The 25,609-nt window shown below is 36.6% G+C and carries 31 protein-coding genes; 9 read left to right on the top strand and 22 right to left on the bottom strand.

Going from position 1 to position 25,609, the window contains the following annotated elements:
• The first annotated feature begins 30 nt into the window (after nt 1–30).
• Nucleotides 31–762: a biotin--[acetyl-CoA-carboxylase] ligase gene (locus FJA49_RS01130; protein WP_139997966.1), complete on the top strand. Its 732-nt coding sequence runs from the start codon at nt 31–33 to the stop codon at nt 760–762.
• 49 nt (nt 763–811) lie between these two features.
• Here the strand turns inward: FJA49_RS01130 and FJA49_RS01125 are convergent, their stop codons facing one another.
• Entirely contained in the window at nt 812–1,204 is a 393-nt protein-coding gene (locus FJA49_RS01125; RefSeq protein WP_139997964.1) for an SRPBCC family protein, read from the bottom strand.
• Between the two features lie 16 nt (nt 1,205–1,220).
• A complete protein-coding gene (gene pyrE / locus FJA49_RS01120; protein ID WP_139997962.1) occupies nt 1,221–1,886 on the bottom strand; it encodes an orotate phosphoribosyltransferase in 666 nt (221 codons plus the stop codon).
• Between the two features lie 7 nt (nt 1,887–1,893).
• On the opposite strand from pyrE, the gene FJA49_RS01115 reads away from it, so the two are divergent.
• Nucleotides 1,894–2,496 (top strand): NUDIX hydrolase, encoded by a 603-nt coding sequence (locus FJA49_RS01115; protein WP_139997960.1) that lies wholly within the window; start codon nt 1,894–1,896, stop codon nt 2,494–2,496.
• A gap of 31 nt (nt 2,497–2,527) precedes the next feature.
• On the opposite strand, the gene FJA49_RS01110 is transcribed toward FJA49_RS01115, so the two are convergent.
• On the bottom strand, nt 2,528–4,252 hold the full coding sequence (locus FJA49_RS01110; RefSeq protein WP_139997958.1) for a M14 family metallopeptidase: 1,725 nt from the start codon (nt 4,250–4,252) through the stop codon (nt 2,528–2,530).
• An 88-nt stretch (nt 4,253–4,340) separates the two neighbouring features.
• Between FJA49_RS01110 and FJA49_RS01105 the strand changes: the two genes are divergently transcribed.
• Entirely contained in the window at nt 4,341–5,681 is a 1,341-nt protein-coding gene (locus FJA49_RS01105; RefSeq protein WP_139997956.1) for a DEAD/DEAH box helicase, read from the top strand.
• 244 nt (nt 5,682–5,925) lie between these two features.
• Here FJA49_RS01105 and FJA49_RS01100 read toward each other — a convergent pair whose 3' ends face one another.
• The 3 genes from FJA49_RS01100 to FJA49_RS01090 form a co-directional block, all read right to left on the bottom strand.
• The gene (locus tag FJA49_RS01100) at nt 5,926–6,492 is read right to left on the bottom strand and encodes a PhnA domain-containing protein (RefSeq protein WP_139997954.1); all 567 of its coding nucleotides are present in this window, start codon (nt 6,490–6,492) and stop codon (nt 5,926–5,928) included.
• A 262-nt stretch (nt 6,493–6,754) separates the two neighbouring features.
• Nucleotides 6,755–7,213: a pantetheine-phosphate adenylyltransferase gene (gene coaD, locus FJA49_RS01095; RefSeq protein WP_139997952.1), complete on the bottom strand. Its 459-nt coding sequence runs from the start codon at nt 7,211–7,213 to the stop codon at nt 6,755–6,757.
• Nucleotides 7,201–8,187, bottom strand: coding sequence for a D-alanine--D-alanine ligase (locus tag FJA49_RS01090; RefSeq protein ID WP_139997950.1), 987 nt, complete (start codon nt 8,185–8,187; stop codon nt 7,201–7,203). Before FJA49_RS01090 ends, coaD begins: the two co-directional genes overlap by 13 nt.
• Before the next feature lie 154 nt (nt 8,188–8,341).
• Here FJA49_RS01090 and FJA49_RS01085 point away from each other — a divergent pair, with 154 nt between their 5' ends.
• The 4 genes from FJA49_RS01085 to FJA49_RS01070 all read left to right on the top strand — a co-directional run bounded on the left by FJA49_RS01085 (nt 8,342) and on the right by FJA49_RS01070 (nt 11,012).
• Nucleotides 8,342–8,947, top strand: coding sequence for a PASTA domain-containing protein (locus tag FJA49_RS01085; RefSeq protein WP_139997948.1), 606 nt, complete (start codon nt 8,342–8,344; stop codon nt 8,945–8,947).
• Nucleotides 8,944–9,984 (top strand): RluA family pseudouridine synthase, encoded by a 1,041-nt coding sequence (locus FJA49_RS01080; RefSeq protein WP_139997946.1) that lies wholly within the window; start codon nt 8,944–8,946, stop codon nt 9,982–9,984. The genes FJA49_RS01085 and FJA49_RS01080 overlap by 4 nt, the downstream gene beginning before the upstream one ends.
• 238 nt (nt 9,985–10,222) lie before the next feature.
• The gene (locus tag FJA49_RS01075) at nt 10,223–10,651 is read left to right on the top strand and encodes a DoxX family protein (RefSeq protein WP_139997944.1); all 429 of its coding nucleotides are present in this window, start codon (nt 10,223–10,225) and stop codon (nt 10,649–10,651) included.
• 169 nt (nt 10,652–10,820) lie between these two features.
• On the top strand, nt 10,821–11,012 hold the full coding sequence (locus FJA49_RS01070; RefSeq protein WP_139997942.1) for a hypothetical protein: 192 nt from the start codon (nt 10,821–10,823) through the stop codon (nt 11,010–11,012).
• Between the two features lie 75 nt (nt 11,013–11,087).
• Here the strand turns inward: FJA49_RS01070 and FJA49_RS01065 are convergent, their stop codons facing one another.
• The 7 genes from FJA49_RS01065 to FJA49_RS01035 all read right to left on the bottom strand — a co-directional run bounded on the left by FJA49_RS01065 (nt 11,088) and on the right by FJA49_RS01035 (nt 15,619).
• The gene (locus FJA49_RS01065) at nt 11,088–11,627 is read right to left on the bottom strand and encodes a DUF4199 domain-containing protein (RefSeq protein WP_139997940.1); all 540 of its coding nucleotides are present in this window, start codon (nt 11,625–11,627) and stop codon (nt 11,088–11,090) included.
• A gap of 120 nt (nt 11,628–11,747) precedes the next feature.
• Nucleotides 11,748–12,215, bottom strand: coding sequence for a helix-turn-helix transcriptional regulator (locus FJA49_RS18615; RefSeq protein ID WP_139997938.1), 468 nt, complete (start codon nt 12,213–12,215; stop codon nt 11,748–11,750).
• A gap of 148 nt (nt 12,216–12,363) precedes the next feature.
• Entirely contained in the window at nt 12,364–12,780 is a 417-nt protein-coding gene (locus FJA49_RS01055; RefSeq protein WP_139997936.1) for an OsmC family protein, read from the bottom strand.
• Nucleotides 12,781–12,840: 60 nt separating this feature from the next.
• Nucleotides 12,841–13,149, bottom strand: a complete 309-nt coding sequence (locus FJA49_RS01050) for a hypothetical protein (protein WP_139997934.1) — start codon at nt 13,147–13,149, stop codon at nt 12,841–12,843.
• Nucleotides 13,150–13,199: 50 nt separating this feature from the next.
• Complete coding sequence (locus FJA49_RS01045; RefSeq protein WP_139997932.1) at nt 13,200–13,730, bottom strand: YceI family protein; 531 nt, start codon at nt 13,728–13,730, stop codon at nt 13,200–13,202.
• A 44-nt stretch (nt 13,731–13,774) separates the two neighbouring features.
• Complete coding sequence (locus tag FJA49_RS01040; RefSeq protein ID WP_199758343.1) at nt 13,775–14,494, bottom strand: pirin family protein; 720 nt, start codon at nt 14,492–14,494, stop codon at nt 13,775–13,777.
• Nucleotides 14,495–15,037: 543 nt separating this feature from the next.
• Nucleotides 15,038–15,619, bottom strand: a complete 582-nt coding sequence (locus FJA49_RS01035; protein ID WP_139997928.1) for a Crp/Fnr family transcriptional regulator — start codon at nt 15,617–15,619, stop codon at nt 15,038–15,040.
• A 148-nt stretch (nt 15,620–15,767) separates the two neighbouring features.
• Between FJA49_RS01035 and yaaA the strand changes: the two genes are divergently transcribed.
• Entirely contained in the window at nt 15,768–16,526 is a 759-nt protein-coding gene (yaaA, locus tag FJA49_RS01030; RefSeq protein WP_139997926.1) for a peroxide stress protein YaaA, read from the top strand.
• Nucleotides 16,527–16,977: 451 nt separating this feature from the next.
• Here the strand turns inward: yaaA and FJA49_RS01025 are convergent, their stop codons facing one another.
• The 9 genes from FJA49_RS01025 to FJA49_RS00985 all read right to left on the bottom strand — a co-directional run bounded on the left by FJA49_RS01025 (nt 16,978) and on the right by FJA49_RS00985 (nt 24,920).
• Nucleotides 16,978–17,325 (bottom strand): hypothetical protein, encoded by a 348-nt coding sequence (locus FJA49_RS01025; protein WP_139997924.1) that lies wholly within the window; start codon nt 17,323–17,325, stop codon nt 16,978–16,980.
• A 217-nt stretch (nt 17,326–17,542) separates the two neighbouring features.
• Nucleotides 17,543–19,129, bottom strand: coding sequence for a DHA2 family efflux MFS transporter permease subunit (locus FJA49_RS01020; protein WP_139997922.1), 1,587 nt, complete (start codon nt 19,127–19,129; stop codon nt 17,543–17,545).
• Nucleotides 19,130–19,199: 70 nt separating this feature from the next.
• Complete coding sequence (locus FJA49_RS01015) at nt 19,200–20,279, bottom strand: HlyD family secretion protein (RefSeq protein WP_139997921.1); 1,080 nt, start codon at nt 20,277–20,279, stop codon at nt 19,200–19,202.
• Nucleotides 20,280–20,290: 11 nt separating this feature from the next.
• The gene (locus tag FJA49_RS01010; protein WP_139997920.1) at nt 20,291–21,634 is read right to left on the bottom strand and encodes a TolC family protein; all 1,344 of its coding nucleotides are present in this window, start codon (nt 21,632–21,634) and stop codon (nt 20,291–20,293) included.
• Entirely contained in the window at nt 21,624–22,250 is a 627-nt protein-coding gene (locus FJA49_RS01005; RefSeq protein ID WP_139997919.1) for a TetR family transcriptional regulator, read from the bottom strand. The genes FJA49_RS01010 and FJA49_RS01005 overlap by 11 nt, the downstream gene beginning before the upstream one ends.
• A gap of 192 nt (nt 22,251–22,442) precedes the next feature.
• Nucleotides 22,443–23,012: an anthranilate synthase component II gene (locus FJA49_RS01000; RefSeq protein WP_139997918.1), complete on the bottom strand. Its 570-nt coding sequence runs from the start codon at nt 23,010–23,012 to the stop codon at nt 22,443–22,445.
• Nucleotides 23,013–23,221: 209 nt separating this feature from the next.
• Nucleotides 23,222–23,791 carry a YceI family protein gene (locus FJA49_RS00995; RefSeq protein ID WP_139997917.1) on the bottom strand — a complete coding sequence of 190 codons (570 nt, stop codon included), beginning with the start codon at nt 23,789–23,791 and terminating at the stop codon, nt 23,222–23,224.
• 26 nt (nt 23,792–23,817) lie between these two features.
• The gene (locus FJA49_RS00990; protein ID WP_139997916.1) at nt 23,818–24,450 is read right to left on the bottom strand and encodes an NAD(P)H-dependent oxidoreductase; all 633 of its coding nucleotides are present in this window, start codon (nt 24,448–24,450) and stop codon (nt 23,818–23,820) included.
• Between the two features lie 8 nt (nt 24,451–24,458).
• The gene (locus FJA49_RS00985; protein WP_139997915.1) at nt 24,459–24,920 is read right to left on the bottom strand and encodes a MarR family winged helix-turn-helix transcriptional regulator; all 462 of its coding nucleotides are present in this window, start codon (nt 24,918–24,920) and stop codon (nt 24,459–24,461) included.
• A gap of 146 nt (nt 24,921–25,066) precedes the next feature.
• Between FJA49_RS00985 and FJA49_RS00980 the strand changes: the two genes are divergently transcribed.
• On the top strand, nt 25,067–25,594 hold the full coding sequence (locus FJA49_RS00980) for a TlpA disulfide reductase family protein (protein WP_139997914.1): 528 nt from the start codon (nt 25,067–25,069) through the stop codon (nt 25,592–25,594).
• Nucleotides 25,595–25,609: the final 15 nt, after the last annotated feature.

Raw genomic sequence — 25,609 nt, 5'->3', positions numbered from 1 at the left:
ATTAAAAACGATAAACTTCAATTATTTTTTATGAATATCATCAAACTCGATGCCATTAACTCTACCAACGATTATCTTAAGGGATTATTGCAACAACAATTCGTGGAAAACTTCACGATTGTTACTGCTGAAAACCAGACAGATGGTAAGGGGCAGATGGGGTCGAAATGGAATGTTCAGTCGGGTAAAAACCTGACTTTTAGTGTTTTGGTTAAGGATTTGTTGCTGGAAGTCAATCAGATTTTTCATTTGAATGTGGCAGTAGCTGTCAGTATTATTGAAGCCTTATCTTTTTTAGAAATTAAGGATTTGGCTATAAAATGGCCGAACGACATTTTGGCAGAAGGTAAAAAGATAGGTGGCATATTGATTGAAAACAGCATAAAAAGTAATGGCGAAATCTTTTCAATTATTGGTATTGGGCTTAATGTGAACCAAAGGGATTTCAAGAATCTTCCAAAAGCTTCCTCTTTGTCACTTTTGCTGGACAGAGATGTGGACAAGGAGGCTATTTTGATCCCGATTATTGAATGCCTGACACGAAATGTTTCTTTAATCTTGAATAAAAACACCGAATCCATTTGGGAAAAATATCATGCTTGTCTTTACAAAAAAGGAATCCCAATGCCTTTTGAAAATGTAAAAGGAAGCAAATTCATGGGGATTATCAATGGTGTTGACCAATCTGGTAAACTTCAGTTGACATTGGAAGATGATTTTGTGAAGTCCTACGAAATAAAAGAAATCAGGATGCTATACTAAAACAAAAAGCCTTTCATTTGAAAGGCTTTTTTTATGTGTTTTTTGCTTTTTACAGCTTGTGCATATTTCCAGATAAAGTTTCAATGAATTTGCTGATTGGACCTTTAACCATCATTGCCATCATGGCATTAAATTCACCTTCAAAAAATAGCTGTACATCGCTTGAATCGTCTGAAGTAGGCGTGATATTAGCAGTAAGTGAAAAAGGAAGTTTGTCGCTTGCAGCTCCTAAAACTATTTTAGTAGGGGCTATTTTGTCTTTCATCTTTAATTTGATTTCAGGCATTCCTTTTAATCCAAAAATAAAAGAATCTTCACCTGTCACTTCAAATTTTGAAATGTTATCCGGCATTAATTTTTCAAAATTCTTTACGTCTGTCAATTGGTCAAACATATATTGAGCTGATTTTTGGACGCTCGCTTTTGGACTTTCTAAATTCATGTTTCTGCGATTAATGTTATTTTACTGTTGCGTTGTCACTTTCAACATTCCATGTTGATGGACTTTTGCTCCAGATTTTTAATGTTTCTTGTTCTTCTTCGGTAATATATTTTTTAGCGACAGCCAGTTCCAGAAGGTTTTCATAATTGCTTAAGGTAAACAGGTCGATGTTTGCTTTTTTGAAATTTTCAACAGAAACATCAAAACCATAAGTAAAAATGGCTGCCATTCCTTTTACGTTAGCTCCGGCTTCTCTTAATGCTTCAACTGCCAAAAGGCTGCTGTTTCCGGTGCTGATAAGGTCTTCAATAACGACAACATTTTGTCCCTTTTGCAAGAAACCTTCAATTTGGTTTTGTCTTCCATGTTTTTTAGGTTCCGGACGTACATACACGAACGGAAGTCCCATATATTCAGCAACAAGCATCCCAATTCCGATAGCTCCGGTAGCTACACCAGCAATCACATCAGGCTTTCCGAACTGTTTTTCCAGATTTTTAGAAAATTCTTCACGGATGTAATTTCTGATAGGTGGAAATGAGAGAGTTATCCTGTTATCACAATAAATGGGAGATTTCCATCCGGAAGCCCATGTAAAAGGATTTTTAGGATTCAATTTAATTGCATTTATTTGTAAAAGCAATTCGGCTGTTTTTTGGGCGGTGTCTTTATTAAAAATCATACTACAAATGTATAAAGTTTTTGTCAACGATAAACCACTTTTTTTAACTAATGAGATAGTTAAAGAAACCGATTTTCAATTTTTTCTTTTAGAAAGTGTTGATATTCATCAGCTTATAGTGAAAATGTTCCAGAATAAAATCCAAAAGGCTTATCTTTATCATCCTGATGAAAAGGAAATTATGAAAAAGCTGAAAGAAAAGATTCTGGTGAACAAGGCTGGAGGCGGACTGGTTTATAATAAAAAAGGAGAGGTGCTTTTTATCTTTCGAAATGGAAAATGGGACCTGCCAAAAGGAGGTATTGAAAAAGGAGAGGAGATAGAAAATACGGCAATTCGTGAAGTCAGTGAAGAAACGGGCGTGTCAGGATTGTCAATCACGAAGAAGTTACAGAAGACTTATCATGTTTTTATACGGAACGGAAGGTATAAGCTAAAAATTACACACTGGTTTGAAATGAGAACGGATTTTGAAGGAACTCCAAAGCCTCAGGAAGAAGAAGGAATCGAAAAAGTGGCGTGGCTTAATCCGGAACAAATCCAGGAAGCATTAAAAAACTCATACGAGAATATCAAGTTGTTATTTGAAACAGAAAAGCTCCAGAAATAGGAGCTTTTTTATTGTTTTTGTCTAAGATTGCTTACTTCATAATCCTATAAACCGGATATTCCATATGTGATTTTTCATAGTAATCTGAATGGCGGTAAATCCAGTCCAATTGGGCTTCTCCTGAATCTGCAAATTTTGGATCTTCTGATTTTTTCTTTTCAAATTCAGCCTTCATTTCTGGATTTTTATTCAGCAATTGTTTAGCAAGGTCTTCAAAAACATAGGCTGAGAAATATTCTTTTTGCTGCAATACCGAATCAAAGAAGTTCCATACAAAATAAGAGTCATTTCCTTGCGGCTCTAAGGTTTCCAGCAAATATTTAACGCCAGGCTGCTGTGTCTTGATTAAAAAATCGCCCTTCTTGAACAGTACTTTTTTCTTTGTTGTAGTAATATTTACCGTATTGTGCGGATAATGACCTTCATAAGCAGAAGTGCTGGTCTTGTAATCTTTAATACGATAGCTTTCTACTTCAAGTTCAATATCTTTTTCAAGAGGTGTCATTTCAATATTGTTGATTTTTAGTAGTTCGATAATAGTCCACCATGCTTTAGGAACGATATAAGCTTCCGGAATAATTACTTCTAAAGAAGGTTTGTATTCTTTATGATAGGGGATGGTTTTGCTAAAAGGCTTGGAACGGTCATAAAACAGTCTTGGCTTTCCTGAAATTTCACTTGGCTTATAACCTCCTTCATAACCTAAAAATGGTATGCTGGAAATTTTGTCAGGATCCAGTTTCCACAACAGCGGATATTTTTGGCCAGGAAGATAATTCTGCAGGTTTTCTTTTCGCAGTTTCTTGATTTTTGCATAATTCTTATCGGCATATTCAATGGTAAACGCCATATAGTCATAGGTTACTTTTACCCTTGAAGCATAGTCTTTCAACATATGGGTTTCCGGCATAGAACCTATCGTATTGAACATGGATGCAAAACCGGTTGAATATCTCGGATAATCCATCATGGCATCAAAACCACCGTCTGGTTTTTCGTCGTGGATATTCACATAAGGCACAGACTCTATTTTTTTCTTTTTAAGGTCAGATAATAAATTGGGAAGCATATCTGAATCCCAAAATTTTCCAAGATCTCCACCTAGTTTCTGGTAATGTGTGGCAATGTAAGTGAAGGTGTATTGATAATCGGCACCATTACTCACGTGATTGTCGATAAAGATGTCTGGATTGGCGAGATGGAAAATTTGGGCAAAACTTCGGGCATTACGTGTGTCAGACTTCAGGAAATCACGGTTTAGGTCATAGTTTCTTGCATTTCCCCTAAAGCCATAACTTTCCGGCCCATTTTGGTTGGCTCTTGAAAACGAATTTCGGTTTAGGGCACCGCCAATATTGTAAATAGGAATAGTAACAATTGCCAAATTCTTAGGGATTTTTATTTTTCCTAGAGCCAGGTCTCTAAAGAGCATCATTGTGGCATCAATTCCGTCAGGCTCTCCCGGATGAATTCCATTGTTGATTAAAAGGACGGCCTTATCTTTTTGGATTTTTTTAAAATCAAAGTTTTTGTCATTATTATACGTAACCATATGTAACGGTTCGCCGGAATCTGTCAGTCCCATTTCCTGCATGGAAATCGTTTCGAAGTTTTTGTCCAAAAGCTGGAAATAGGCTATTGTTTCTTCATAAGTAGCGGTCTGATTCCTGTTTCCTTTCTCATAAGGAGTTAGGAAGTCTGTATTTTGAGCATTTGCCATAATGGAAAGTAAGAAGAGTGAAAGAAGGTATTTCATAGGTCGATTTGAAAATATCAAAATTACGAATTTGTGTCAGTCGTAATTCATAATTCGTAATTCATCATTAAAAAATTACCTTTGCAGCATGAACAATCACCATTCCAACAATCTGCTCTTGAATTTAGGTATTGAAAGCCTGAATGAAATGCAGCTCACGGCACAAGAAGCCATTTTAGAAAACAATTCGGTTTTATTATTATCGCCAACAGGTTCAGGTAAGACTTTAGCTTTCTTACTGCCTGTTTTTGAAATGCTACAGCCTGAAATTCTTTCAGTACAATGTTTAATTATTGTGCCATCAAGAGAATTAGGTTTGCAGATTGAACAGGTTTGGAAAAAAATGGGCACGGGTTATAAAGTTAATACCTGTTATGGTGGGCATTCTATGGAAACGGAAATCAAAAATTTGAGCAATCCGCCAGCTGTATTAATTGGAACTCCGGGAAGAATTGCGGATCATATTGACAAGGAAACTTTCAGGACGGATAAGATACGTACGGTGGTTTTGGATGAATTTGATAAGTCGCTACAATTCGGTTTTCACGAAGAAATGTCTTTTATCTTGTCCCGACTGCCAAAAGTAGACAAGCGTATTTTGGTTTCTGCCACTTCCGATATTGAGATTCCTAAATACACTAGAGTAGTGAATCCTGAAATTTTAGATTTTATTCCTGAGAATGAAGAAAAGTCTAATCTTTCCATAAAGATGGTCGTTTCCGAAGAAAAGGACAAAATCAATACTTTATTCCGACTAATTTGCTCTTTAGGCTCTGAATCGGCATTAATTTTCTGCAACCATCGTGATGCAGCGGAACGAATCAGCGATTTGCTAAATGAAAAAGGGATTTATTCGACTTATTATCATGGTAGAATGGATCAGGAAGAGAGAGAACGTGCTTTAATCCAATTCAGGAACGGAAGTGTCAGCTATCTGGTTACGACTGATTTGGCGGCAAGAGGATTGGATATTCCTGAGATGAAGCATGTTATTCATTACCATTTGCCAATGAAAGAAGATGAGTTTACGCATCGAAATGGGCGTACGGCAAGGATGATGGCTTCAGGAACGGCTTATATTATTGTTCATGAAAGCGAAAAGAAACTGGACTATATTGATTATGGTATGGAAGTTTTTGATGTCACAACTACGGCTTCATTACCACAACCACCAAAATTCCAAACTGTATATATTTCCGGTGGAAAGAAAAACAAATTAAATAAAATAGATATTGTCGGATTCTTTTCTCAGAAAGGGAAATTAGAAAAAGGCGATTTAGGCCTGATTGAAGTGAAAGATTTTATTTCTTTTGCAGCCGTTAAATCCAAAAAAGTAAGAGAGCTTCTTAAAAATATCAAAGATGAGAAAATGAAAGGAAAGAAATTTAAGATTGAAATCGCAAGGGCAGTGATTAAGAAGGAAGAATAAACATAGTTGATAGTTTATAATAGATAGTTTATAGTTGTTAGTGGATAGAGGATAGTTGGGATTTCGGATTAAGAAGATTAAACATCCTGTCAGTTTTCTCAAAAATCAAAAATCCCAAATAAAAAATTCTATCTTCCTTACATATTGTGCAATAATAACAATTGCCAGTCAGTTTGCCTTCTAAAATCTAAAATCTAAAATCTAAAATCTAAAATCTAAAATCTAAAATCTAAAATCCCAAATCTTATATCTTCTTCACATACTGTGTAATAATAACAATAGTCTGTCCGTCTACTTTTCCTTCAATGTATTCTGCATTTTCGTGGTCAAGTCGAATGTTTCGGACTGCAGTTCCTTGTTTGGCAACCATGCTGGAACCTTTTACTTTAAGGTCTTTAATCAGAACAACAGAATCTCCTGTTTGTAAGGTTACGCCATTGCTGTCTTTGTGAACGAGTTTGTTTTCGTCGTCGTCGCCTTCTCCGGTTGCTTTAGCCCAGGCTAAATCGTCTTCTTCCAGATACATCTGTTCTAAAAGATCCTGTTTGCCCAAACGACTCAACATTCTCCAGGACACAATCTGAACAGGCAAGTGCTCGCTCCACATACTGTCATTAAGACATCTCCAAAGATTTGGGTCGGTTGTTTCCGGATTTTCAATCTGATCGATACAGATTGCGCTGGCAAGGATACTTTCTTCGATGCCTCCTTTTCGGGTTGGAAGTATTTGGTATACTTTTAGGTTTTCTGTGGCTCCTGAAAGTTCGCATTTTCCGCCACTACGTTTCATTAAATCTCTTTCTAAACTCATTTTTAATGGATTTTATTTTTGGCGAAAGTACAGTTAATTAAAATGAATTTGAAATATATAGTGAATTAAAATGATTATAATTGTCAAAAATGGATGAGAATCCGTTAATCTGTGACGAAAATAATAAGCCACAGATTAAGGTGATTAAAAAGATTCAGAGGTCGATAAAATCTGAGGGAATCTGCGTAATCAGTGGCAAAAAATAATAAGCCACAGATTGAGATGATTAAAAAGATCCAGTGGCTAAAACAATCAGTAAAGTTTATTTTACTCTAACAGCATCCGGGACTAATAATTCGTATTCTCCGCCGTTGCGAATAACATCTCTTACAATGCTGGAACTGATATAAGAGGTATTGGCAGCAGTAAGTAAAAAGACGGTTTCGATTTTTGAAAGCTTACGATTGGTATGGGCAATGGCTTTTTCAAATTCAAAATCGGCAGGATTTCTCAAACCTCTCAAAATAAATTTCGCATCTACTTTTTTACAAAAATCTATTGTCAGACCTTCATAGGTAGCAACAGAAACAGTTGGATGATTTTCAAAGCATTCTTCTATAAAGCGTTTTCTTTCATCTAAAGAAAACATATATTTTTTATCGGCATTGACACCAATAGCAACGATAATCTTGTCAAAAAGCGGAATGCTTCTCTTGATAATGTCATAATGACCCAAAGTTATCGGGTCAAATGATCCTGGGAATACGGCTATTTTCTCCATAATAGTTTTCTTTTTAAAGCCAATTCGATTTCATTGTCTAACAGATCAGAGAAAGCAATTTTTGCATAGGCTGCCTGTTGCGGGAAAATACTTTGTCCGGATAATCCCGGATTCGTATTCATTTCAATAAAGTGCGGTACATCATCCATTACGATAAAATCGGTTCTGGAAAAACCAGACATGCCAAGTGCCTGATATACTTTTGCAGCTGTTTCTCTTACTTTTTGCTCTACTTCAGCAGATAGTCTTGCCGGAGTGATTTCGTCTGATTTGCCTAAATATTTGGCTTCATAATCGAAAAAGTCATTATGAGGAACAATTTCGGTCAAGCCTAAAACTTTGGTTTCTCCTTTGTAATTAAGAACTCCAACAGACACTTCCGTTCCTTTTAAGAACGATTCGATTAATATATCGCTGTCTTCTGCAAAAGCAAAATCCAGAGCTTTGTCGAATTCTGAAAGGTCGTTTACTTTAGAAACACCAAGACTGCTTCCGGATTGATTTGGTTTTACAAAGAAAGGCAGGCCAAGCTCAGATTTGATTTCTTCGGCATTAATTGCATCTCCTTTGGAAAGATATATGGATTTTGCCTTCGGGATGTTAAATTTCGAAAGCACAGATAAGGTATCTCTTTTGTTGAATGTCAGGGCTGACTGATAGAAATTGCATCCTGAATACGGAATTTCCAAAAGTTCCCAATACGCCTGCATATGGCCGTCTTCGCCAGGCGTTCCGTGGATGGTGTTGATTATGACATCAAATTTTGTCTTTGCTCCATTTTGGGTAAAAGTAAAATCAGATTTGTCAATCGGGAATTTTTCTTCTCCTTGTATTACGTTCCAGCCATCCAATAAAATATGGACTTCAAACGTTTTGTATTTATTATTGTCGAGATTGTTAAGGATTAGCTGACCACTACGGAGCGATATAACTGATTCGTCAGAATATCCACCCATTACAACGGCTATGTTCATGGAAGATTTTGGATTTTAGATTTTAGACTTGTTTGTTGTCAAAAATTAGGTCTGGAAACTTAAAAAACGCCCAAAACCTCTCACAAAAATATCACTAATTATTGAAACTAAAAACCTTTAGTATTTTTATATCTTTGCACGAAATGTAATTTTTATGACTTTAAGACAATATCTTACCAGCAAATCTTTTTTCAAGCAGCTTTTACTGGCTTTTGGGATCATAATTGTATTGGTTTTTTTAATCCTGCAATGGTTGAGCTACGCTACTGACCATGGCAATGAAATCACGGTTCCGGATTTGAGAAAACTGACAGAACAGCAAGCAGAGGAAAAACTTGATGAACTTAACTTAGGATATGTTTTGCTGGATACGGTAGACTATAATAAAGATTTTCCAAAATACACAGTTGTACAACAGGACCCGCTACCAGGTGCAAAAGTAAAAGATGGTAGAAAAATCTATATAAAAGTGAATTCTGCTGATTTTGGAATGGTAACCATTCCGGATCTGATTGAAAAAACATTGCGTCAGGCAGAACCGTCTCTTGTGGCATTAGGCCTTGAGATTGGTAAAAAAACATATAAGCCTTATTTGGGTAAAGATATGGTTTTGGAAATGTATGCAGATGGCAAGAAATTAAAGCCTGGCGACAAAGTGAAAAAAGCATCTAAAATTGATTTGGTCTTGGGTGACGGAAAAGTAGGATTTGAAGAGGAAACGGATTCGATTAAAAATACAGATACAGAAACGGCAGAATGATAGAGAATCCGATAGCAGACGAGGCGTTAGATGACGAATTGTTTGAACATTACAGATTTGAGGCGTCAAAAGGGCAGTCGCCTTTGCGTGTAGATAAATTTTTGATGAATCTTGTTGAAAATGCGACAAGAAATAAAATACAGCAGGCTGCTACAGCAGGGAATATTTATGTAAACGATGTTCCGGTAAAATCCAATTATAAAGTAAAAGCTTTAGATGTTGTAAGGGTTTTGCTTTCGCACCCGCCTTTTGAAAACCTTATACTTCCTGAAAATATTCCGCTTGATATTGTTTATGAAGACGATGCTCTGTTGGTAATCAATAAACCAGCCGGTTTAGTTGTGCATCCTGGACATGGAAATTATACAGGAACTCTGGTAAATGCTTTGGCTTACCATTTTGAGAACCTGCCACTAAACAGTAGCGAGCGTCCGGGATTAGTTCACAGAATTGATAAAGACACTTCAGGACTTTTGGTCGTTGCCAAAACAGAACAGGCAATGGCTTTCCTGGCCAAACAGTTTGAAGAAAAAACATCAGAGAGAGAGTATCTTGCTTTGGTTTGGGGAAATGTGATTGAAGATGAAGGCACGGTTACCGGAGATATTGCAAGACACGCTAAAGATAGAATGCAGATGGCTGTCGTTCCGGATGGAGAAGGAAAACATGCTGTAACTCATTATAAAGTTATGGAACGTTTTGGGTATGTAACTTTGGTTTCTTGTAAGCTGGAAACTGGAAGAACACACCAGATACGTGTTCATATGAAACATATTGGACATACGCTTTTTAATGACGAGCGTTATGGTGGTAACCTGATATTAAAAGGAACAACTTTTACAAAATACAAGCAGTTTATAGACAATTGTTTTAAAGTATTGCCAAGACAGGCGCTGCATGCAAAAACATTAGGTTTTATGCATCCAACGACAAAAGAATTTATGAGCTTTGATACAGAACTTCCGGAAGATATGAAAGAATGTATCGCAAAATGGCGAGTCTATTCTAATTCACACACTGTCGAAGAAGAAGATTAAAAAGAGAAAGCAACGTTTTAGCGTTGCTTTTTTATTTCTAGGAATGTCTTTAGAGATAGAATTCTTTAACGGTCTTTGCGGCTCTGCGTCTTTGCGTGAAAATATTGCTCGCAAAGACGCAAAGTATATGAAGGCTTATCGAGAACTATTTTTAGTAATCAATAAAATTAATCTTAAAAAGATAATTTATATGCTTAAATATTAGTAATTTAGATAGGTAATTCTAAATTATTTCGTCATGGAAACGATAAAAATTAAAAAGCTGAATAAATGGGCCAATTCTCATACTTCTTATCCAATTGACATTTTAAGGATTGCTTTGGGAGTATTCCTATTTCTCAAAGGCGTATCATTTATAAAAGAAAGTCATAGGCTTATTGATTTGCTTGCTCCTTTAGGAAATTTTGATGGAGGAATGTTAGTCTATCATTATGTTGCTGCTGCCCATATCATGGGAGGCGTTATGATTGTATTTGGACTTCTGACGCGATGGGCTATCTGGGCACAGTTACCCATATTAGTCGGAGCAGTATTAATTAATTTCGTGGGACCATTAGTCATGACGAATCTGATAATATCAGTTGTAACACTTATCGTTTGTGTGTTTTTCTTAATGTATGGTGGTGGAAAGCACTCGTTGGATTACTATTTTAAGATGGAGAAATAAAGAAATAATAAACTTAAATTTAAGAAAAGAGCCGCTAATTAGCCGGCTCTTTTTTTATTTGGTAGATTATTTAATCAACTCTTAAGTTAAAGTTAGCATAGCAGCCAATAAAATGTCGTATCTTGTAGAAGTGAAAAAAGCACACCACTAACCTTGAAATTGCTATAAAATGGAAACGAAAACTACTTTTGGAACAGCGGAAAGAAACCTATTCCAAAAACCAAGTTTTACTGAAGAGCTAATCAGTAAGAAGGAGGAACTTAAAAAAAAGATGAAGGATAAGAATTTGCAATTGAGGAATCTCTTAAAAACGAATTTTGAGCTTTTGAAAAACAACGACATCAATATGATGCTGTTTTAGCAATATATATGACGAAAAGAAAAACCCTTACATGAGATGAGAAAAAAGAACCCTGCGAAAAGCAGGGTTCTTTTTTTATGCAGTAGTAAATTTTTCCGGTTTTTGATTACGCTTAAGGATTAACGCACTAATCAGAGTAACAACTAATCCTATAGGAAGTATTTCAGCATAGGTCATGAGAATAATTAAAATAGGATTCTTATACCATTCTTTATAGGTTTCCATTTGAGCAGTCTGGCTTTGTATTTCTGCTGCAGTAGCGCCTTTTTCAGCTGCCTGCTTGAGCACATGGGCTGAATATTTTTCCATAAAATCAGGAATAAAGAAATAATATTCAACAAGCCATACTGCTACATATACTGTTGATGCGATAAGGGTAATAAACAATCCAATCTTAAATGCTTCTCCGAAACTGATTGTTCCGGAATTATGTTTGTCGCGGTAACTTTTGATACCTACAAATACAAAAGAAAAAGCAAGTAGCATTCCCAGATAACCGAGAACCATGCTGCCTTCAAAATTTGGATTTTTATAGCATAGCAGGGAAGAAGTCACCATCATCGCCGTAACTATAAATCCGGCAATAAGTCCATTGATTAAAATTGTTTTTTTCATCGTTTTAAATTTTTTAGTTGATTTTCAATGATGCAAAATTGAATTTTTTTGGATGGCTGGAGGTCATACTTAAGGATGATTTTACTCTAAAATTGCCAGTTTACAACTTAAGTATGATTTTTAAGGAATCAATTTCAGGCGTTTTGCCTTTTCTACAGCTTGTGTCCTGCGATTGACATCGAGTTTTTCAAAAAGCTTTGATGAATGTGTTTTGATGGTAGGTAATGAAACAAAAAGCTGCGATGCGATTTCCTGATTGCTGCAACCTTGTGCAATCAGTTCCAGGACTTCCATTTCACGTTTGCTCAGGTTTAATTTTTCAAGTTGGTTTCTGTCCTGTACAAATTCTGCGTCGTTGACATAGATTTCTTTTTCGACTATTATCGTTTCCTTTTTTGGTTTTGTGAGCTTTAAAGCAAGCCATATTCCCAGAGCAGTAAATACCACAGCAATGGAACCGATGTATATTTCCAGAGCATGGTCAATAACAATAAGTCGGAATTCCAGCCATTTCATCAAAAATAGCAACACAGCAAGCGAAAAGCCGTATAAAATGGTAGACTTATATTTCTGGAAAAACTCCCGCATAGATGATTTTTATATTCAAAGATAGAAAATGTATCCTTATAATGTTTTCCATAATTTCTATGTCGATAATGAGATTTTGGAAATAATAGAAAATAAAAAACCGCTCCTTTTTGAGAAGCGGTTTAAAATGAATTCTATTCTTTATTGCTTATACCAATTTAGCATTCAGGATAATTTCAGCATTCAGAAGCTGTGATACCGGGCAGTTTTCTTTTGCATTCTTGGCAGCTTCCTGAAACTGTTCTTCTGAAATATTGCTTACTGTTGCCGTAAGGTCTAAAGTTATAGTGGTTATCTTTCCATCTTCAAAAGTCACTTTAGCGACAGTGTCCAGATTTTCTGGCGTAAATCCAAGTTCTGATAATACAAAACTAAGTTTCATCGTGAAACAGCCGGCATGTGCTGCTCCTATCAATTCTTCGGGATTGGTACCAACTCCATCTGCAAAACGGGTTTTGAATGATAATTGCGCTTTATCTAAGGTAGTGCTTTGCGTAGAAATGGTTCCTTTTCCTTCCATTCCTGTTCCTTGCCAATTGGCACTAGCGTTTCTTGTAAACTTCATGTGTGTTATTTTAGGTTGGTTAATAGGCATAAAGTTAGAGAAAAATAAGATTCCAAAACCTTACGCCATGTTATGATTTTCTAAAGCCATACGTATTTCATTGGTAAGCAATCCGCTTCCGCCACCATAATGCTGTACAATAGCACAATCGGGGTTTGTGCTTTTGAAGAAAGTACGTAGTTTTTCTTCATTTTCAGGCTCAATACCGCAACCTAATAAGACAATGTGGAAATGGATGCGTTCAAACAATTCCATGGCGTCTTCATCCGTTTCTGCTCCGGCACCAAACCAATCTTCATTATTATTGATTAGCCTTACGACGGTTTCCAGTATTTCCGGATGCCTTCCTATGTATAATATGTTTTTCATGACTTAGCTAAAAAAAGCAAGCCTTTCAATAAAGAGAGGCTTGCTGGTAATTATTGTTTGATAAATTGAAGTTCGATTTGAAGTTTTACTTCTTCACCAACTAAAACACCTCCGGTTTCTAAAGCAGAATTCCAATTTAGTCCCCAATCTTTTCGATTGATTTTTCCAGATACGGACAATCCAGTTTTGGTATTTCCCCAAGGGTCTTTTGCTAATCCACCAAATTCAACATCTAATGTTACAGGTTTTGTTACGCCGTGTAATGTCAGCTCGCCTGCCAGTTTGTATTCTCCTTCGTTTAATTTTTTAAAGGATGTCGATTTGAAATTGATTTTTGGAAATTGAGAAGCGTCAAAAAAGTCGGCGCTTAGCAAATGCGAATCGCGGTCTTTGTTTCCTGTAGAAATAGAATCGATATCGCCTGAAAATTCAAACTGTGCGGTTTCGAAATTGTCGCCATCAGTTTCGATGGAAGCGTCAAATTTTTCAAAATTTCCAGATACGTTGGTAAACATCATGTGTTTTACTTTGAATCCAATTTCTGAGTGGGCTGGGTCTATTGACCATTTTGTTGTTGTCATAATTTTGTTTTTTTAATAGTTGTTTTTATTTTAAATATAATGAATTATAAAACCATCGGTACTTCCATCAATAAGATTTCCGCATTTTCTGATAGTGATTCTATAGCTATTGCCGAAGTATTCCAGATTCCCAATCCGTCTCTTTCGTTTAGGCTGATAGTTCCAATATTGAAATCGCCTTTGATGACAAACGCATAAATTCCGTTACCTTCTTTTTTTAGCTTGTATTCGGTTGCAAAACCTTTGTCGAATTTGCCTAAATGAAACCAGGCATCTTGATGAATCCAGACTCCGGCATCATCCTGATTTGGCGACAATATCTGCTGTAACTTGTTGTGGCGATCGTTTTCGTCTAAAGAAATCTGGTCGTATCGTGGGGTTACATTTTTCTTGTTTGGATATACCCAGATTTGCAGGAATTTGGTCAGCCTGTCTTTGTTTTTGTTGTATTCGCTGTGATAAATTCCGGTTCCGGCACTCATGACCTGGATGTCGCCTTTTTTGATTACGGCAGTATTGCCCATGCTGTCTTGGTGTTCTAAATCACCTTCTAGTGGAATAGAAATGATTTCCATATTGTCATGCGGATGTTTTCCAAAACCCATTCCGGCATCTACCCGGTCGTCATTTAAGACTCTCAATACACCAAAGTGCATTCTGTCCGGATTATGGTAATTCGCGAAACTGAAAGTATGGTGAGAATCCAGCCAACCATGATTAGCATGTCCGCGGGTAGCTGCTTTATGCACTACTGTATTTTCCATAACAAAAGACTCCGGGTTTGGAAGATGGTTGAATCCCAATGGTTCCAATTCCTTGATTTCGTCAATGTCATTTTTAATTACATCGCCAACGGCAGCAGAAGTGATAAACATTCCGGTGCCCATTAATCCTTTTTTTATAAAATCTTTACGGTCCATAATCAGTGCTTTTTAATTACATGACAAATTTCCGACAGAAAATTTAGCTGGGCATTGAACTAGGACAAGAAAAAATAGTTGATAGTGGATAAGGGATAGTTTATAGTGGATAGTTTATGGTTGTTAGTGGATAATGGATAGTGAGGAGTTAGTATGTGGATATGAGATTTATGTGATGGCATTTTGATATATGTGTGTAAATAGTAGTATATGTTTATAGTAAACAAACACTTTTTCGTTCAGCTATCAAAAATCCCAAATCAAAAATCCTAAATCCTAAATCATAAATATGAAATCAAAAACCTTCTCCCCGCAGTCTCCTAACTAAAGACTATCCACTAACAACTATAAACTATCCACTATAAACTATCCCATATCCACTAACAACTAGTTTTTCGCTATTCTCGCTCTGACTTTACTCAGAAACTCCGGTGAGATACCTAAATAGGAAGCGATATAATGTTGTGGAACCCGTTGTGGGATGGTAGGGTAGAGTTCCAGAAATTCGAGGTATTTTTCTGTTGCGGTTTGGGAGATGGTATGAAACAGCCTGTTTTGTGTTACGGCAAGATTTCGTTGCATTAATATACGGAACGCTCTTTCAAAGCGGGGTGCTTTTGCAAAAAGTTCTTCTTTGGATTCAGGTGTAAACATCAAAAACTCGCAGTCTTCAAGCGTTTCAATATATACCTGACTAGGTTTTGTTTCGTAAATACTAAAAGAAATGTCGCTGACCCAGGCATTTTCAATAGCAAATTGCAGTATGACTTCAAAGCCATTGGCGTCGATATAATATTTCCTTACACAGCCTTTGACTACAAAAGCTTCAAAATTGCACATTTCTCCTTCGTGGAGCATAATGGTCTTTTTGGGTACCTTTTTGTATTCCATAAAAGAGTTGAATGTAATAAGTTCTTCTTCTGAAAAAGAAACATAACGGCTTATGTTGTTGTTGATTTGAGAATACAAAGTGTAAGGATTTTGAGGTTTCAGACAAATATACTAAAAAGAGGCTAATTGGTTTGGGATTTGAAAAATCAAGATTGGGTATAAAAAATGACAATTGCTCTAAAATAGCTGTTATTGATTTTGTATTTTTGAAATCAAATATCAGAAAATGAAAATTGTTATTTCTCCAGCCAAATCATTAGATTTTGAAACCGCCGTACCAACAGACCGACATACAGAATCGGTTTTCCTAAAAGAATCCAATACCGTACATAAAGTATTGAAGAAGCTGAAGCCTAAAAAGCTTTCAGAGTTGATGGATATTTCAGAAAAGTTGGCCGATTTGAATTGGCATAGAAATCAGGAATGGGCAACTCCGTTTACATTACAGAACTCACGACAGGCGGTATATGCTTTTAATGGTGATGTGTATATTGGTTTGGATGCTTATTCATTACCAGTGGAGAAATTAGACGATTTGCAGGAAAAACTCCGAATTTTATCAGGATTGTACGGTTTGCTAAAACCTTTGGATTTAATGCAGCCTTATCGTTTGGAAATGGGAACAAAGCTTCCTATTGGAAAGAATAAAAATCTATACGAGTTCTGGAAAAAGAAAATTACCAAATCGCTGAATGACGAGTTGAAAAAAGGCGAATTGTTTGTCAATCTTGCCAGCAACGAATATTTTGATTCGGTAGATGTAAAAACGCTTAAAGTTCCTGTGATTACTCCGGAATTTAAAGACTACAAAGATGGCAAGCTAAAAATGATCAGCTTTTTTGCTAAAAAGGCGAGAGGCATGATGGTGCGCTATATTATCGATACCAATGCCGAAACCATAGAGGATTTAAAAGGCTTTAACTACGAAGGATATCAATTTGATGCCAACCTGTCAAAAGGGAATAAATTGGTTTTTACTCGATAAAGTTTTGTAAAGGCACTAAGGTGCTAAGGTTCTAAGTTTAATAGATTTCTAAATCCAAGGAATTATTCTAATCTGTAGCTAAAGTCAGAAATCAAAAATCTCAAATCAAAGATGCTAAGGTTTTGAGGCGCTAAGTTTATGCTTTTTGTATATAAGAGAGTAAGTTTTTGAAAGTGAATTTTTGTATATGTTTTATTTGGTGTAATGCTTCATAATAGCGACTTACCACTATCTACTTACCATTATCAACTATCAACTATAGAGGAGCTAAGTTTAATAGGCTTCTCGAATCCGTGTAATCATTTTAATCTGCGGCTAAAATCAAAAATCTAAAATCCAAGATGCTAAGGTTCTAAGGTTAATAGGCTTCTAAATTTGTGTAATCACTCTAATCAGTGACTAAAATCATAAATCTTAAATCCAAAATCAGAAATCCAAAATTTAAAGGGTATTATGATTCCACAAACTCATTGAATTCACGGATGGCTTCACGGGTTGTTTTACGCTGATTTCTTGAAAGTTCGGCTACAGCACTGACGCTTTTCTTGGCACATTTTTTTATCTGGACGATTTTTTGGGAAAGTTCCTCAAGCTTTTCGGATTCCTCGAAAGAAATTTTAGCCTTGATGGATTCGATGAGGTTCATGAATTCCGGAATTGCAAACCTATTTTCAGAATAGCTTTCCTGAAGTTCTTCTAAAAGCTCATCAGTGTCTTTATTGATATCTGTCAGGTATTCTACGCTTTTTTTGCTGAATTCCTTAAATATTTTCTTTTCTTTTTTTCCGAATAGTCCCATGGTAATTATGTTTAATTAATTGCAACTATCTTAAATTCAATCAAATATATGAAATAAAAAGATTCGTTGTTTTCCTAAAGGCCTTTATTTTGATGGCGGGACTAAAGTAGGCGGAAAATCACGGAAGCAAATTAAGCCGATATTAAATAAACGCTAATTAAAAAACAGAAAGCTTCGGGATATCCGAAGCTTTCTTAAATAATAACCTTGAAAAATATTAATGCATGGCATCTGCCGGATTAATCTTGTTTTTACCCTTTTTGATAAGCAGGATAATTGGGATACAGCATAAGAACATGATTCCTAGATAAAGGAAGATATCCATATACGATAGTACTGTTGCCTGTTTCATGACCGAAACATCCAGTACCTGATAGGCTTTGTTGAGCGCTTCGTTGGCACTAAAGCCTTTAGCCATAAAACTTTGTTGGAGCTGGTGCACTCTGTTTTGTACTTCCAGTTTGTCTGCACTAAGGTGAGAAACCAAATCTACGCGGTGGTTCTGACTGAATCTTGTGATAAATGTCGTAATAATCGCAATACCGAAAGATCCTCCTAATTGTCTCATCATTCCGGTGAAAGCGGCTCCTTCACCAATCTGTTTTCCTTTTAAGGTTGATAAGGCTAGTGTGGTAATAGGAACGAATAATAAGCCCAGTCCGATTCCTCTCAAAATTAACGGCCAGAACATATGTTCTACTCCGGTATCCGGCGTAATGACATTATGCATCCAGAACGTAAAGAAAAAGAATATTAGGAATCCAACACCAACCATATAGCCTTGCGGCACGCCTTTTTGGATTAAGGTTCCCACAATAGGCATCATGAATGCTGTGGTGATGGAACCCGGAATTAGCAACAATCCAGCGTCTAGGGCTGTCCAGCCTAAAACGGATTGGGTATAGATAGGTAAGATTAACGTTGAACCGTATAATCCGAATCCGAGGATAAAACACATTACGGTTCCTATCCTAAGGTTTCCGTCTTTTAATACGCTGAGGTTTACGATAGGATGTTTATAGGTCAGTTCTCGCCAAATGAATAGTATCAATCCTACAACGCTCACAATACTTAGCGTGGTAATCATTTTGTCATCAAACCAATCGTCTTGCTGTCCGTGTTCTAAAACAAATTGCAGAGACCCAATAAACATGGCGAGCAATAGGATTCCCCACCAGTCGACCTGGCTTGCTTTTAGTTTTTCGCCATATTTAGGACTTTTGATATAGGATAAAGTCAGTATGGTAGCAATGATACCTAAAGGAATATTGATATAAAATATATAAGGCCAGGAGTAATTTTCTACGATATAACCTCCTAGTGGTGGTCCCAGGGTTGGTCCAACAATTACTCCTAAGCCGTAAATAGCCTGAGCCATTCCTCGTTTTGCAACGGGATAACTTTCTGTGATGATTGTCTGTGCGGTTACCAATAAGGCTCCTCCACCAAGTCCCTGAACAAAACGAAAAATGACAAGTTCCCAAATATTAGTTGCGTTACCGCAGAGAAATGATGAGACGGTAAATATGATGATGGATACGGCAAAATAGTTTCTTCTGCCGAATTGTTGTGACAGCCAGCTGGTCATCGGGATTACGATAACGTTGGCAATAGCATAGGCCGTAATAACCCAGGCAACGTCAGTCAAGGTCGCACCAAGGCTTCCTCGCATATCTGTCAGGGCCACGTTCACGATGGTGGTGTCTACAATCTCCAGCAAGGCACAAAGCACTGCGGTAATCGTGATGATAACCCTCCTAAAGCCGTATTCAACTAAGCTGTCTTCTCCTGAAGTTGCTTCCATTATTTAAGATTTTATATTGATGATTTCAGCAATTGGAATTCAATCCTGAAATCATCAATAGGTAAGAGGTTTATTTTAAGTGGACATCAACGTCAACGTTCATACCCGGACGCAGATTTTTTACTTTATCAGGAGCATTTTCCTGATCAAGAGTGATTTTAACAGGAAGTCTTTGTACGGTTTTCACGAAGTTTCCAGTTGCGTTGTCTGGTGGCAATAGTGAAAAACGTGCTCCGGTTGCAGGAGAAAATGAGGTAATGGTACCTTTGAATTCATAATCAGGATAAGCATCAACACGGATACTTACTTTTTGTCCTATTACCATTTTGCTCAATTGCGTTTCTTTAAAGTTCGCAATAACCCAAGCTTCAGTGTTATTGATAATATAAAACAGCGATTGTCCCGGTTGTATAAATTGCCCCGGCTGTATGTTTATTTTAGAAACCTGCCCGTCAATAGAAGCTGTAACGATTGTATAATTCAGGTTTAATTTAGCAGCATCGAGTACGGCTTGTGCTTTCTTGATATTAGCAGCAGCAATTTCAGCCTGTTTGTTGCTTACATTAGAACGTGAAGCTGCCACCGATTTTTGATAAGTGCTCGCTCTTTGCTGTTGTTGCAAAATTTTCAATTCGCTTTCTGCTTCCAGTTTTGCTGCTTCGGCCTGTTCGAATTGTTGTTTTGTGATGGATCTGTTTTTATAAAGATTTTGATAACGCACAAAATCGTTCGTAGCTCTTGTCAGTCTGATTTTAGCTGTTTCGATATTACCACCGGCAGAGGAAATGTTGGCTTCAGAAACTGAAACGCCTGCCAAAGCACCGCCTATATCCGCTTTTGAAACTTCCAGATTGCCCTGTGCTGCCACTAAAGCTGCATTGGCTTCTTCTACTTTTACCAAATAATCTTTGTTGTCGATTACAAAAAGCGTATCGCCTTTTTTCACGAAGTCGTTGTCTTTGACATATACTTTTGTCACATAACCCGAAACTCGAGGGATAATCGGGTTCATGTTTTTCTCAATCTGTGCATCATCAGTCGTTTCATGTGAAAGTGAGTGCACATACTTGTAGATTCCATAGGTTGCGCCAACTACCACGAGCGCAATAAGGATATAGGTAAACTTTTTATTTGTTTTTTTCTTTTCCATCGTGAAAGAATTTAGTTTTTAGTGATGTTGAATGAATCGGTTAGTTTGCCAGAAACATTTAGCAGTTCATAATAGCTTTGCGCAATATCTGCCTTTGAAAATGCTTCGTTTAGTTTTGCCTGCAGGTCTTGTACATCGGCTTCTAATAAGTCGTTGGTGTCAGAAAGCCCGTTATCGTATTTGTCTTTTACGATTCTGAAATTTTCCGATGCCTGTGTGACAGCTTCCTGATACACTTTGTATTGTTTTAGGGAAAGTGCATAATTTTCCTGGGCATCGTGTACTTCTACCTTGATCCGATCCGTCAGGATATCTGTAGATTGTTTGGTTTCTGAAGCCTGGCTTTTTGCTAACTTGACATCTTTCCCATTTTTAAAGATAGAAGAAAGGTCATAGGAAACGCCAACCCCAAAATTGATGGCATTGTTTACTTCCAATACGTTTTTCAGGTCAAAAGCCACATAACCGCCAAGTAGCGATACGGATGGATAGTAATTTCCTTCGGCAGCTTTTATGTTGGCCTCAGAAGCTTTCTGCATCCACTGTAAGGCTCCCAAATCGCTTCTGCTAGATAATGCATCATTTTCGTTCAAAGTAGCCTCAGAGAAGCCTAATTTTGAAAAAACAGCTTCGTCTGGCATAATTTGCGTTCCTTCCGGAAGCTTGAGCAGGTTCACCAGCTGATAATTTATCGTAGTGACGTTCTTTTTGGCATCTTCCAGAGACAATTCAACATTTGAAGATTGCAGTTGTGATTTTAGAAGGTCGTTTCTGGCAATCAGACCGTTTTCTTCCATGGCCGTAAAATCTTTTACACGTTGCTGTGAGCTTTTCAGGTTTTCCTGGATCAGTTTTACAGATTGTTGGGCCTTGTAGAGGTTCACATACAAGATGATCGTGTTCATTGCCAATTGTTCTTTGGTGTTTTTGGCATTGAGCAGTTCCGCCTGGTATCTGTTCTCTGAGGCTTTTACACTGTTTTTTAATTTGAATCCTGAAAAGAGCGGCATTGAAAGACTGGCTTGTCCCAAAATCAGCTGATTTACTTTAGGCGATGAAGTAGCTCCACCTTCGCCAGGTTCTGAGCTTCCCATTGAAATCTTTGAGTTGATGTTGGCCTCGGTCAGTCGCTGATACTGGCCTGAAATTTTCAGGCTTGGGTAGCGATTGTTTTTTACGGTCTCTAACTCATACTTCGAAGTTTGGGCTTTGGTGTCTGCCAATCCAGCTTCATTGCTTTGCGTGACGGCCAAGCTAATGGCGTCATTGAGTGTTAGGGGCTTTTTTTCTTGGGCTGCGACTTCTGCAAATCCCAAAACCAAAAGCATTCCTAACAACAGAGGATTAGTTTTCATAAACTAAAAAGGCTTTAATTGTTTGCTTGATGTGATTAATTAATTCTGTTTTGATGAAATGGTCATAGGCTTCATCGGTTTTAAGATTGAAGAGTTCTTCGTAAAAAGGTCTGTTGGTATGCACGTGAAAAAAAGTGCCCATTATGGTTGGGGGCAAAAGTGCTGTATTGATGTTTTTACGAAATACTCCTTTTTCTTGTCCTTCGGTAATTATTTTTTGGAGTGAAAGCATGTTTTGTTTTTTCACATCTGTGAAAACCTTAAAATCCATGATTCTCTTTTTTGAAGAAAATTCAAAATGGAGAATTTGGTAGAGGCATCTGTTTTTGTTCAGGCGGTTAATATAAAGTTCGATGAGCTTTTCTATTTTTTCGAAAGGAGTGAGGTCTTCGCTAAAAAGACTTTCCAGTTTCAATCTCAAATCGGAGGTACGGAAGATGATCAGAGATTCGAGTAATTTTTCTTTGGAACCAAAATAGTAAGAGATCATCGCTATATTGATATTCGCCTTTTTTGCGATGTCGCGAATCGAAGTTCCGTCAAAACCTTTTTCTGCAAAAAGCTCTTCGGCAACCTGAAGGATTTCTAATTGTTTTTCATTGAAATCAGTCGTCATTTTTTTGTCTTTTAAAAACGAGTACAAAATTAAACACTTGTTTAAATTAAACGATTGTTTAATTTGTTTTTAACTGTTTTTTAACAAAAAGTATTTAATAAAAAGGCGATAGATAATTTCTATGTTAACTATTTAATTTATTTTAATCCAATTATTTGAATGATATTATATAAACAAATAAATTAATATAGGCTAATTGAAGATCCAGTTTTCTAAAATTTGTTTCCCATGGGGTGTTAAAATGGATTCCGGGTGAAATTGCACGCCTTTTACATCAAAATTTTTATGGCGCAACGACATAATTTCTCCATTTTCATCGACTGAAGTTATTTCCAAATCAGGGCCTAAATTTGATTTTTCTACGACCCAGGAATGGTATCTCCCTACCCAAAATTCAGTCGGAATATTTTTAAAAAGCGGTTCGTCGTCCACCAAAATTTTGGTCTTGGAGGCAGTTCCGTGGTATACTTTTTCAAGATTTTTTAAAGTCGATCCGAAGACTTCTCCGATGGCTTGCTGTCCTAAACAGATGCCTAAAATGCTTTTTGAGGAAGCATATTCTTTGATAATTTCGTTTAATAAACCTGCTTCAGAAGGCAATCCCGGACCTGGAGAAAGCAGAATTTTATCGTAATTTTTGACTTCTTTAAGCTCGATTTCATCGTTTCTGAGTACCGTAACCTGGCAGTCCAAAGCTTCTAAATAATGAACCAGATTGTAGGTGAAGCTATCGTAATTGTCTATTACAAGTATGTTTTTCATGGGATGTTTTAGTGTTATGATAAGGCAAAGTTACGGAAGTTTTTTGGCTGTAATACACTGCGAAAAGGATAGCAGCAGCATCCTTTTGCGGAATAAAATGGAGCAAAAGATAGAGCGTATAGCCTGACCCGGAGGGATTCGCCCTTCTAAAAAAAAATCCCTGTCAGGTTAGTTCTGACAGGGATTTGGGAAAAATAATTGTTTTGGAATTAGAATTTTAAGTCAACAGCCAAATCAAAATCATCATAGATTACGTTGTCACCCAATCCTTCGAAGAAGTTTTTAGATTTGAACTTGATACCGTATTTTGTTCTGTCTATTACTAAAGCAGCAGTAGCGTTGTTTTTGTTAACAGTGATGTCAAATTTTATAGAGTTTGTAACGTCTTTGATAGTCATATCAGCTGTTACAGAGTAAACGTTATCTGATTTTTTACCGATTGATTTGAAAACCAATTTAGCAGTTGGGTATTTTTCAGTACCAAAGAAATCGTCAGCTTTTAAGTGTCCGTCAAGTTTTTCTTTACCTTGTCCAGCTTTTAGGTCAGTAGTAGAGATAGAGTTCATGTCTACTGTGAAGTTTCCACCAACTAATTTGTTGTTTTTGAAGATAAGAACACCGCTTTTTAAGTCGATTGTACCTTCGTGCTGTCCTGTTACTTTTTTACCAACCCAGTTGATTTTACTTGTTTTAACATCAACTTTTTTCTCTTGAGCCGTTGCAGAGAATGACCCGATTGCTACTAAAAGAGCGATTGCAATAGTTTTGAAATTTTTCATTGTTTTTAATTGAATTTAGGTTATTATTATAAATTGATAAATAATTCTTCGTTAGATTTTCTTACTTTTTTGAAGTGCTGAGATGCATCTTCTTCATGACGGTAGCCTAAAGTAGCTATTAGAGAAGTGTTTAACCCTAATTTGTCAAGTCCTAAGATTTCGTTCACTTTTTCAGCTTCAAAACCTTCCATTGGAGTCGCATCGATTTTTAATTCAGCAGCAGCGCTCAAAAGGTTTGCCAAAGCAATATAGGTCTGTTTTGAAGTCCAGTGGTTTTTTGTTTCTGCCGGTAATGTTGTGATTTTTGATTTCATGAAATCAACATATCCTTGGATACTTTCTGCAGGAATTCCTCTTGTTGCAACAATATTATTGGCAAAAGAATCAATTCCGGCTTCGCCAAAGTTAGTTTCGTTTGCGAAAATAATCAAGTGTGATGCGTCTACTATTTGTGATTGTCCCCATGCAACCGGCTGTATTTTTGCTCTAAGTTCTGGGTTTTCGACGATTAGGATTTTGTATGGCTGAAGTCCGTATGAAGAGGCACTTAGTCGTACTGCTTCTTTGATTTTTTCAAGATCTTCGGTTGAGATTTTTTTGGACGCATCGTATTTTTTGGTTGCGTATCTCCAATTGAGGTTATTTATGATTGTACTCATTTTTATATTTATTGATTAATTGTTCTAAATTTTTCGAGGAGGTAGTTCAGCTGTTCCAATTCTTCTGGCGTAAGGTTTTGAGTCAGAACAGATTCGTGACATTCCACTTTAGGATTGAGTTCGGCTAGCAGTTCCAGACCTTTTTCAGTTATGGCAATTTCCATTTTTCTCCTGTTGTCAGGACAGATTTCACGGGTAACCAGCTCTTTTAAAAGTAATTTGTCGACAAGTCGTGTCGTGTTGCTGGTTTTGGCAATCATTCGCTCCTGAATTACGCACATATTGGTTGGCTTTCCATTTTGTCCTTTCAGAATTCGCAAGACATTAAACTGCTCTGGAGATAAATCGTAAGCTTTTAGTATCTCATTGAATCGTTCTGATAGTACGTTTTGCGTATACATAATGTTCAGCACCGTTCTTTTGCCGATTGCCATAGGAGAGGTTGTTTTTATGATATCTTCTATTTTCATTATTGTAATTACAAAATTTGTATGTACAAATGTAGTACTATTTTTAATTGTATATACAAATGTTGATTAAATTTTTGTTAAAATAATTATGTAATGAGTAGAATGCTTATTTTTATTGGGTTTAAAGAAAAAATACCTTTTTATAAATGAAGAAAATTATCTCTCTGGGTATCGTTTTTTTGCTTATTTCCTGCAAGAAAGACGATAAAAAAGAAGCTATTCCTGAGTCAAAACCATTAAAAACGTATACACAAGATGGTATTTCGGTTGATTCGTATAATTTTTTAGGGTTGGAACCTTCCCTAAAAAGAAACAATGATACGACTTATGTGGTCAATTTTTGGGCGACCTGGTGTAAGCCTTGTGTGGAAGAACTTCCGCATTTTGAAAAGCTGAATGCTGAATATAAAGATAAAAAGGTAAAGGTGCTTTTGGTTAGTATTGATATGCCTAAAAAGGTAGAGACTGATCTTATTCCTTTTATCAAGAAGAATAATCTTAAGCCGGAAGTTGTACTGCTAAACGACCTGGATGCCAATAGCTGGATTAATAAAGTAGACCCAACCTGGAGTGGCGCTATTCCTGCAACGGTTATCTATAAAGGCGACAAGCGTCGTTTTTATGAAAAGAGCTTTTCCTATGAAGAGCTTGAAAATGAGTTGAAACAATTTTAAAATAAAACCATAAAT

It is taken from the genome of Flavobacterium microcysteis (genome assembly GCF_006385255.1).
Classification (GTDB): Bacteria; Bacteroidota; Bacteroidia; order Flavobacteriales; family Flavobacteriaceae; genus Flavobacterium; species Flavobacterium microcysteis.
The sequence above is the reverse complement of the archived record's forward strand: the minus strand, read 5'-3'. Positions and strand labels throughout refer to the sequence as shown.

Bases quoted from the DNA above. Each gene is read 5' to 3' on its own strand.
- FJA49_RS01050 (WP_139997934.1), bottom strand. From the start codon at position 13,149: ATGAAAAACATATTATACATAGGAAGGCATCCGGAAATACTGGAAACC.
- FJA49_RS01055 (WP_139997936.1), bottom strand. From the start codon at position 12,780: ATGAAGTTTACAAGAAACGCTAGTGCCAATTGGCAAGGAACAGGAATG.
- FJA49_RS01080 (WP_139997946.1), top strand. From the start codon at position 8,944: ATGATAGAGAATCCGATAGCAGACGAGGCGTTAGATGACGAATTGTTT.
- FJA49_RS01105 (WP_139997956.1), top strand. From the start codon at position 4,341: ATGAACAATCACCATTCCAACAATCTGCTCTTGAATTTAGGTATTGAA.
- FJA49_RS01070 (WP_139997942.1), top strand. From the start codon at position 10,821: ATGGAAACGAAAACTACTTTTGGAACAGCGGAAAGAAACCTATTCCAA.
- FJA49_RS01115 (WP_139997960.1), top strand. From the start codon at position 1,894: ATGTATAAAGTTTTTGTCAACGATAAACCACTTTTTTTAACTAATGAG.
- FJA49_RS01015 (WP_139997921.1), bottom strand. From the start codon at position 20,279: ATGGAAAAGAAAAAAACAAATAAAAAGTTTACCTATATCCTTATTGCG.
- FJA49_RS01025 (WP_139997924.1), bottom strand. From the start codon at position 17,325: ATGGGACTATTCGGAAAAAAAGAAAAGAAAATATTTAAGGAATTCAGC.
- FJA49_RS01005 (WP_139997919.1), bottom strand. From the start codon at position 22,250: ATGACGACTGATTTCAATGAAAAACAATTAGAAATCCTTCAGGTTGCC.
- pyrE (WP_139997962.1), bottom strand. From the start codon at position 1,886: ATGATTTTTAATAAAGACACCGCCCAAAAAACAGCCGAATTGCTTTTA.
- FJA49_RS01085 (WP_139997948.1), top strand. From the start codon at position 8,342: ATGACTTTAAGACAATATCTTACCAGCAAATCTTTTTTCAAGCAGCTT.
- FJA49_RS01075 (WP_139997944.1), top strand. From the start codon at position 10,223: ATGGAAACGATAAAAATTAAAAAGCTGAATAAATGGGCCAATTCTCAT.
- FJA49_RS00980 (WP_139997914.1), top strand. From the start codon at position 25,067: ATGAAGAAAATTATCTCTCTGGGTATCGTTTTTTTGCTTATTTCCTGC.
- FJA49_RS00985 (WP_139997915.1), bottom strand. From the start codon at position 24,920: ATGAAAATAGAAGATATCATAAAAACAACCTCTCCTATGGCAATCGGC.
- FJA49_RS01040 (WP_199758343.1), bottom strand. From the start codon at position 14,494: ATGGAAAATACAGTAGTGCATAAAGCAGCTACCCGCGGACATGCTAAT.
- FJA49_RS01110 (WP_139997958.1), bottom strand. From the start codon at position 4,252: ATGAAATACCTTCTTTCACTCTTCTTACTTTCCATTATGGCAAATGCT.
- yaaA (WP_139997926.1), top strand. From the start codon at position 15,768: ATGAAAATTGTTATTTCTCCAGCCAAATCATTAGATTTTGAAACCGCC.
- coaD (WP_139997952.1), bottom strand. From the start codon at position 7,213: ATGGAGAAAATAGCCGTATTCCCAGGATCATTTGACCCGATAACTTTG.
- FJA49_RS01045 (WP_139997932.1), bottom strand. From the start codon at position 13,730: ATGACAACAACAAAATGGTCAATAGACCCAGCCCACTCAGAAATTGGA.
- FJA49_RS01065 (WP_139997940.1), bottom strand. From the start codon at position 11,627: ATGAAAAAAACAATTTTAATCAATGGACTTATTGCCGGATTTATAGTT.
- FJA49_RS01020 (WP_139997922.1), bottom strand. From the start codon at position 19,129: ATGGAAGCAACTTCAGGAGAAGACAGCTTAGTTGAATACGGCTTTAGG.
- FJA49_RS01000 (WP_139997918.1), bottom strand. From the start codon at position 23,012: ATGAAAAACATACTTGTAATAGACAATTACGATAGCTTCACCTACAAT.
- FJA49_RS01100 (WP_139997954.1), bottom strand. From the start codon at position 6,492: ATGAGTTTAGAAAGAGATTTAATGAAACGTAGTGGCGGAAAATGCGAA.
- FJA49_RS01090 (WP_139997950.1), bottom strand. From the start codon at position 8,187: ATGAACATAGCCGTTGTAATGGGTGGATATTCTGACGAATCAGTTATA.
- FJA49_RS01010 (WP_139997920.1), bottom strand. From the start codon at position 21,634: ATGAAAACTAATCCTCTGTTGTTAGGAATGCTTTTGGTTTTGGGATTT.
- FJA49_RS00995 (WP_139997917.1), bottom strand. From the start codon at position 23,791: ATGAAAAATTTCAAAACTATTGCAATCGCTCTTTTAGTAGCAATCGGG.
- FJA49_RS18615 (WP_139997938.1), bottom strand. From the start codon at position 12,215: ATGCGGGAGTTTTTCCAGAAATATAAGTCTACCATTTTATACGGCTTT.
- FJA49_RS01130 (WP_139997966.1), top strand. From the start codon at position 31: ATGAATATCATCAAACTCGATGCCATTAACTCTACCAACGATTATCTT.
- FJA49_RS00990 (WP_139997916.1), bottom strand. From the start codon at position 24,450: ATGAGTACAATCATAAATAACCTCAATTGGAGATACGCAACCAAAAAA.
- FJA49_RS01125 (WP_139997964.1), bottom strand. From the start codon at position 1,204: ATGAATTTAGAAAGTCCAAAAGCGAGCGTCCAAAAATCAGCTCAATAT.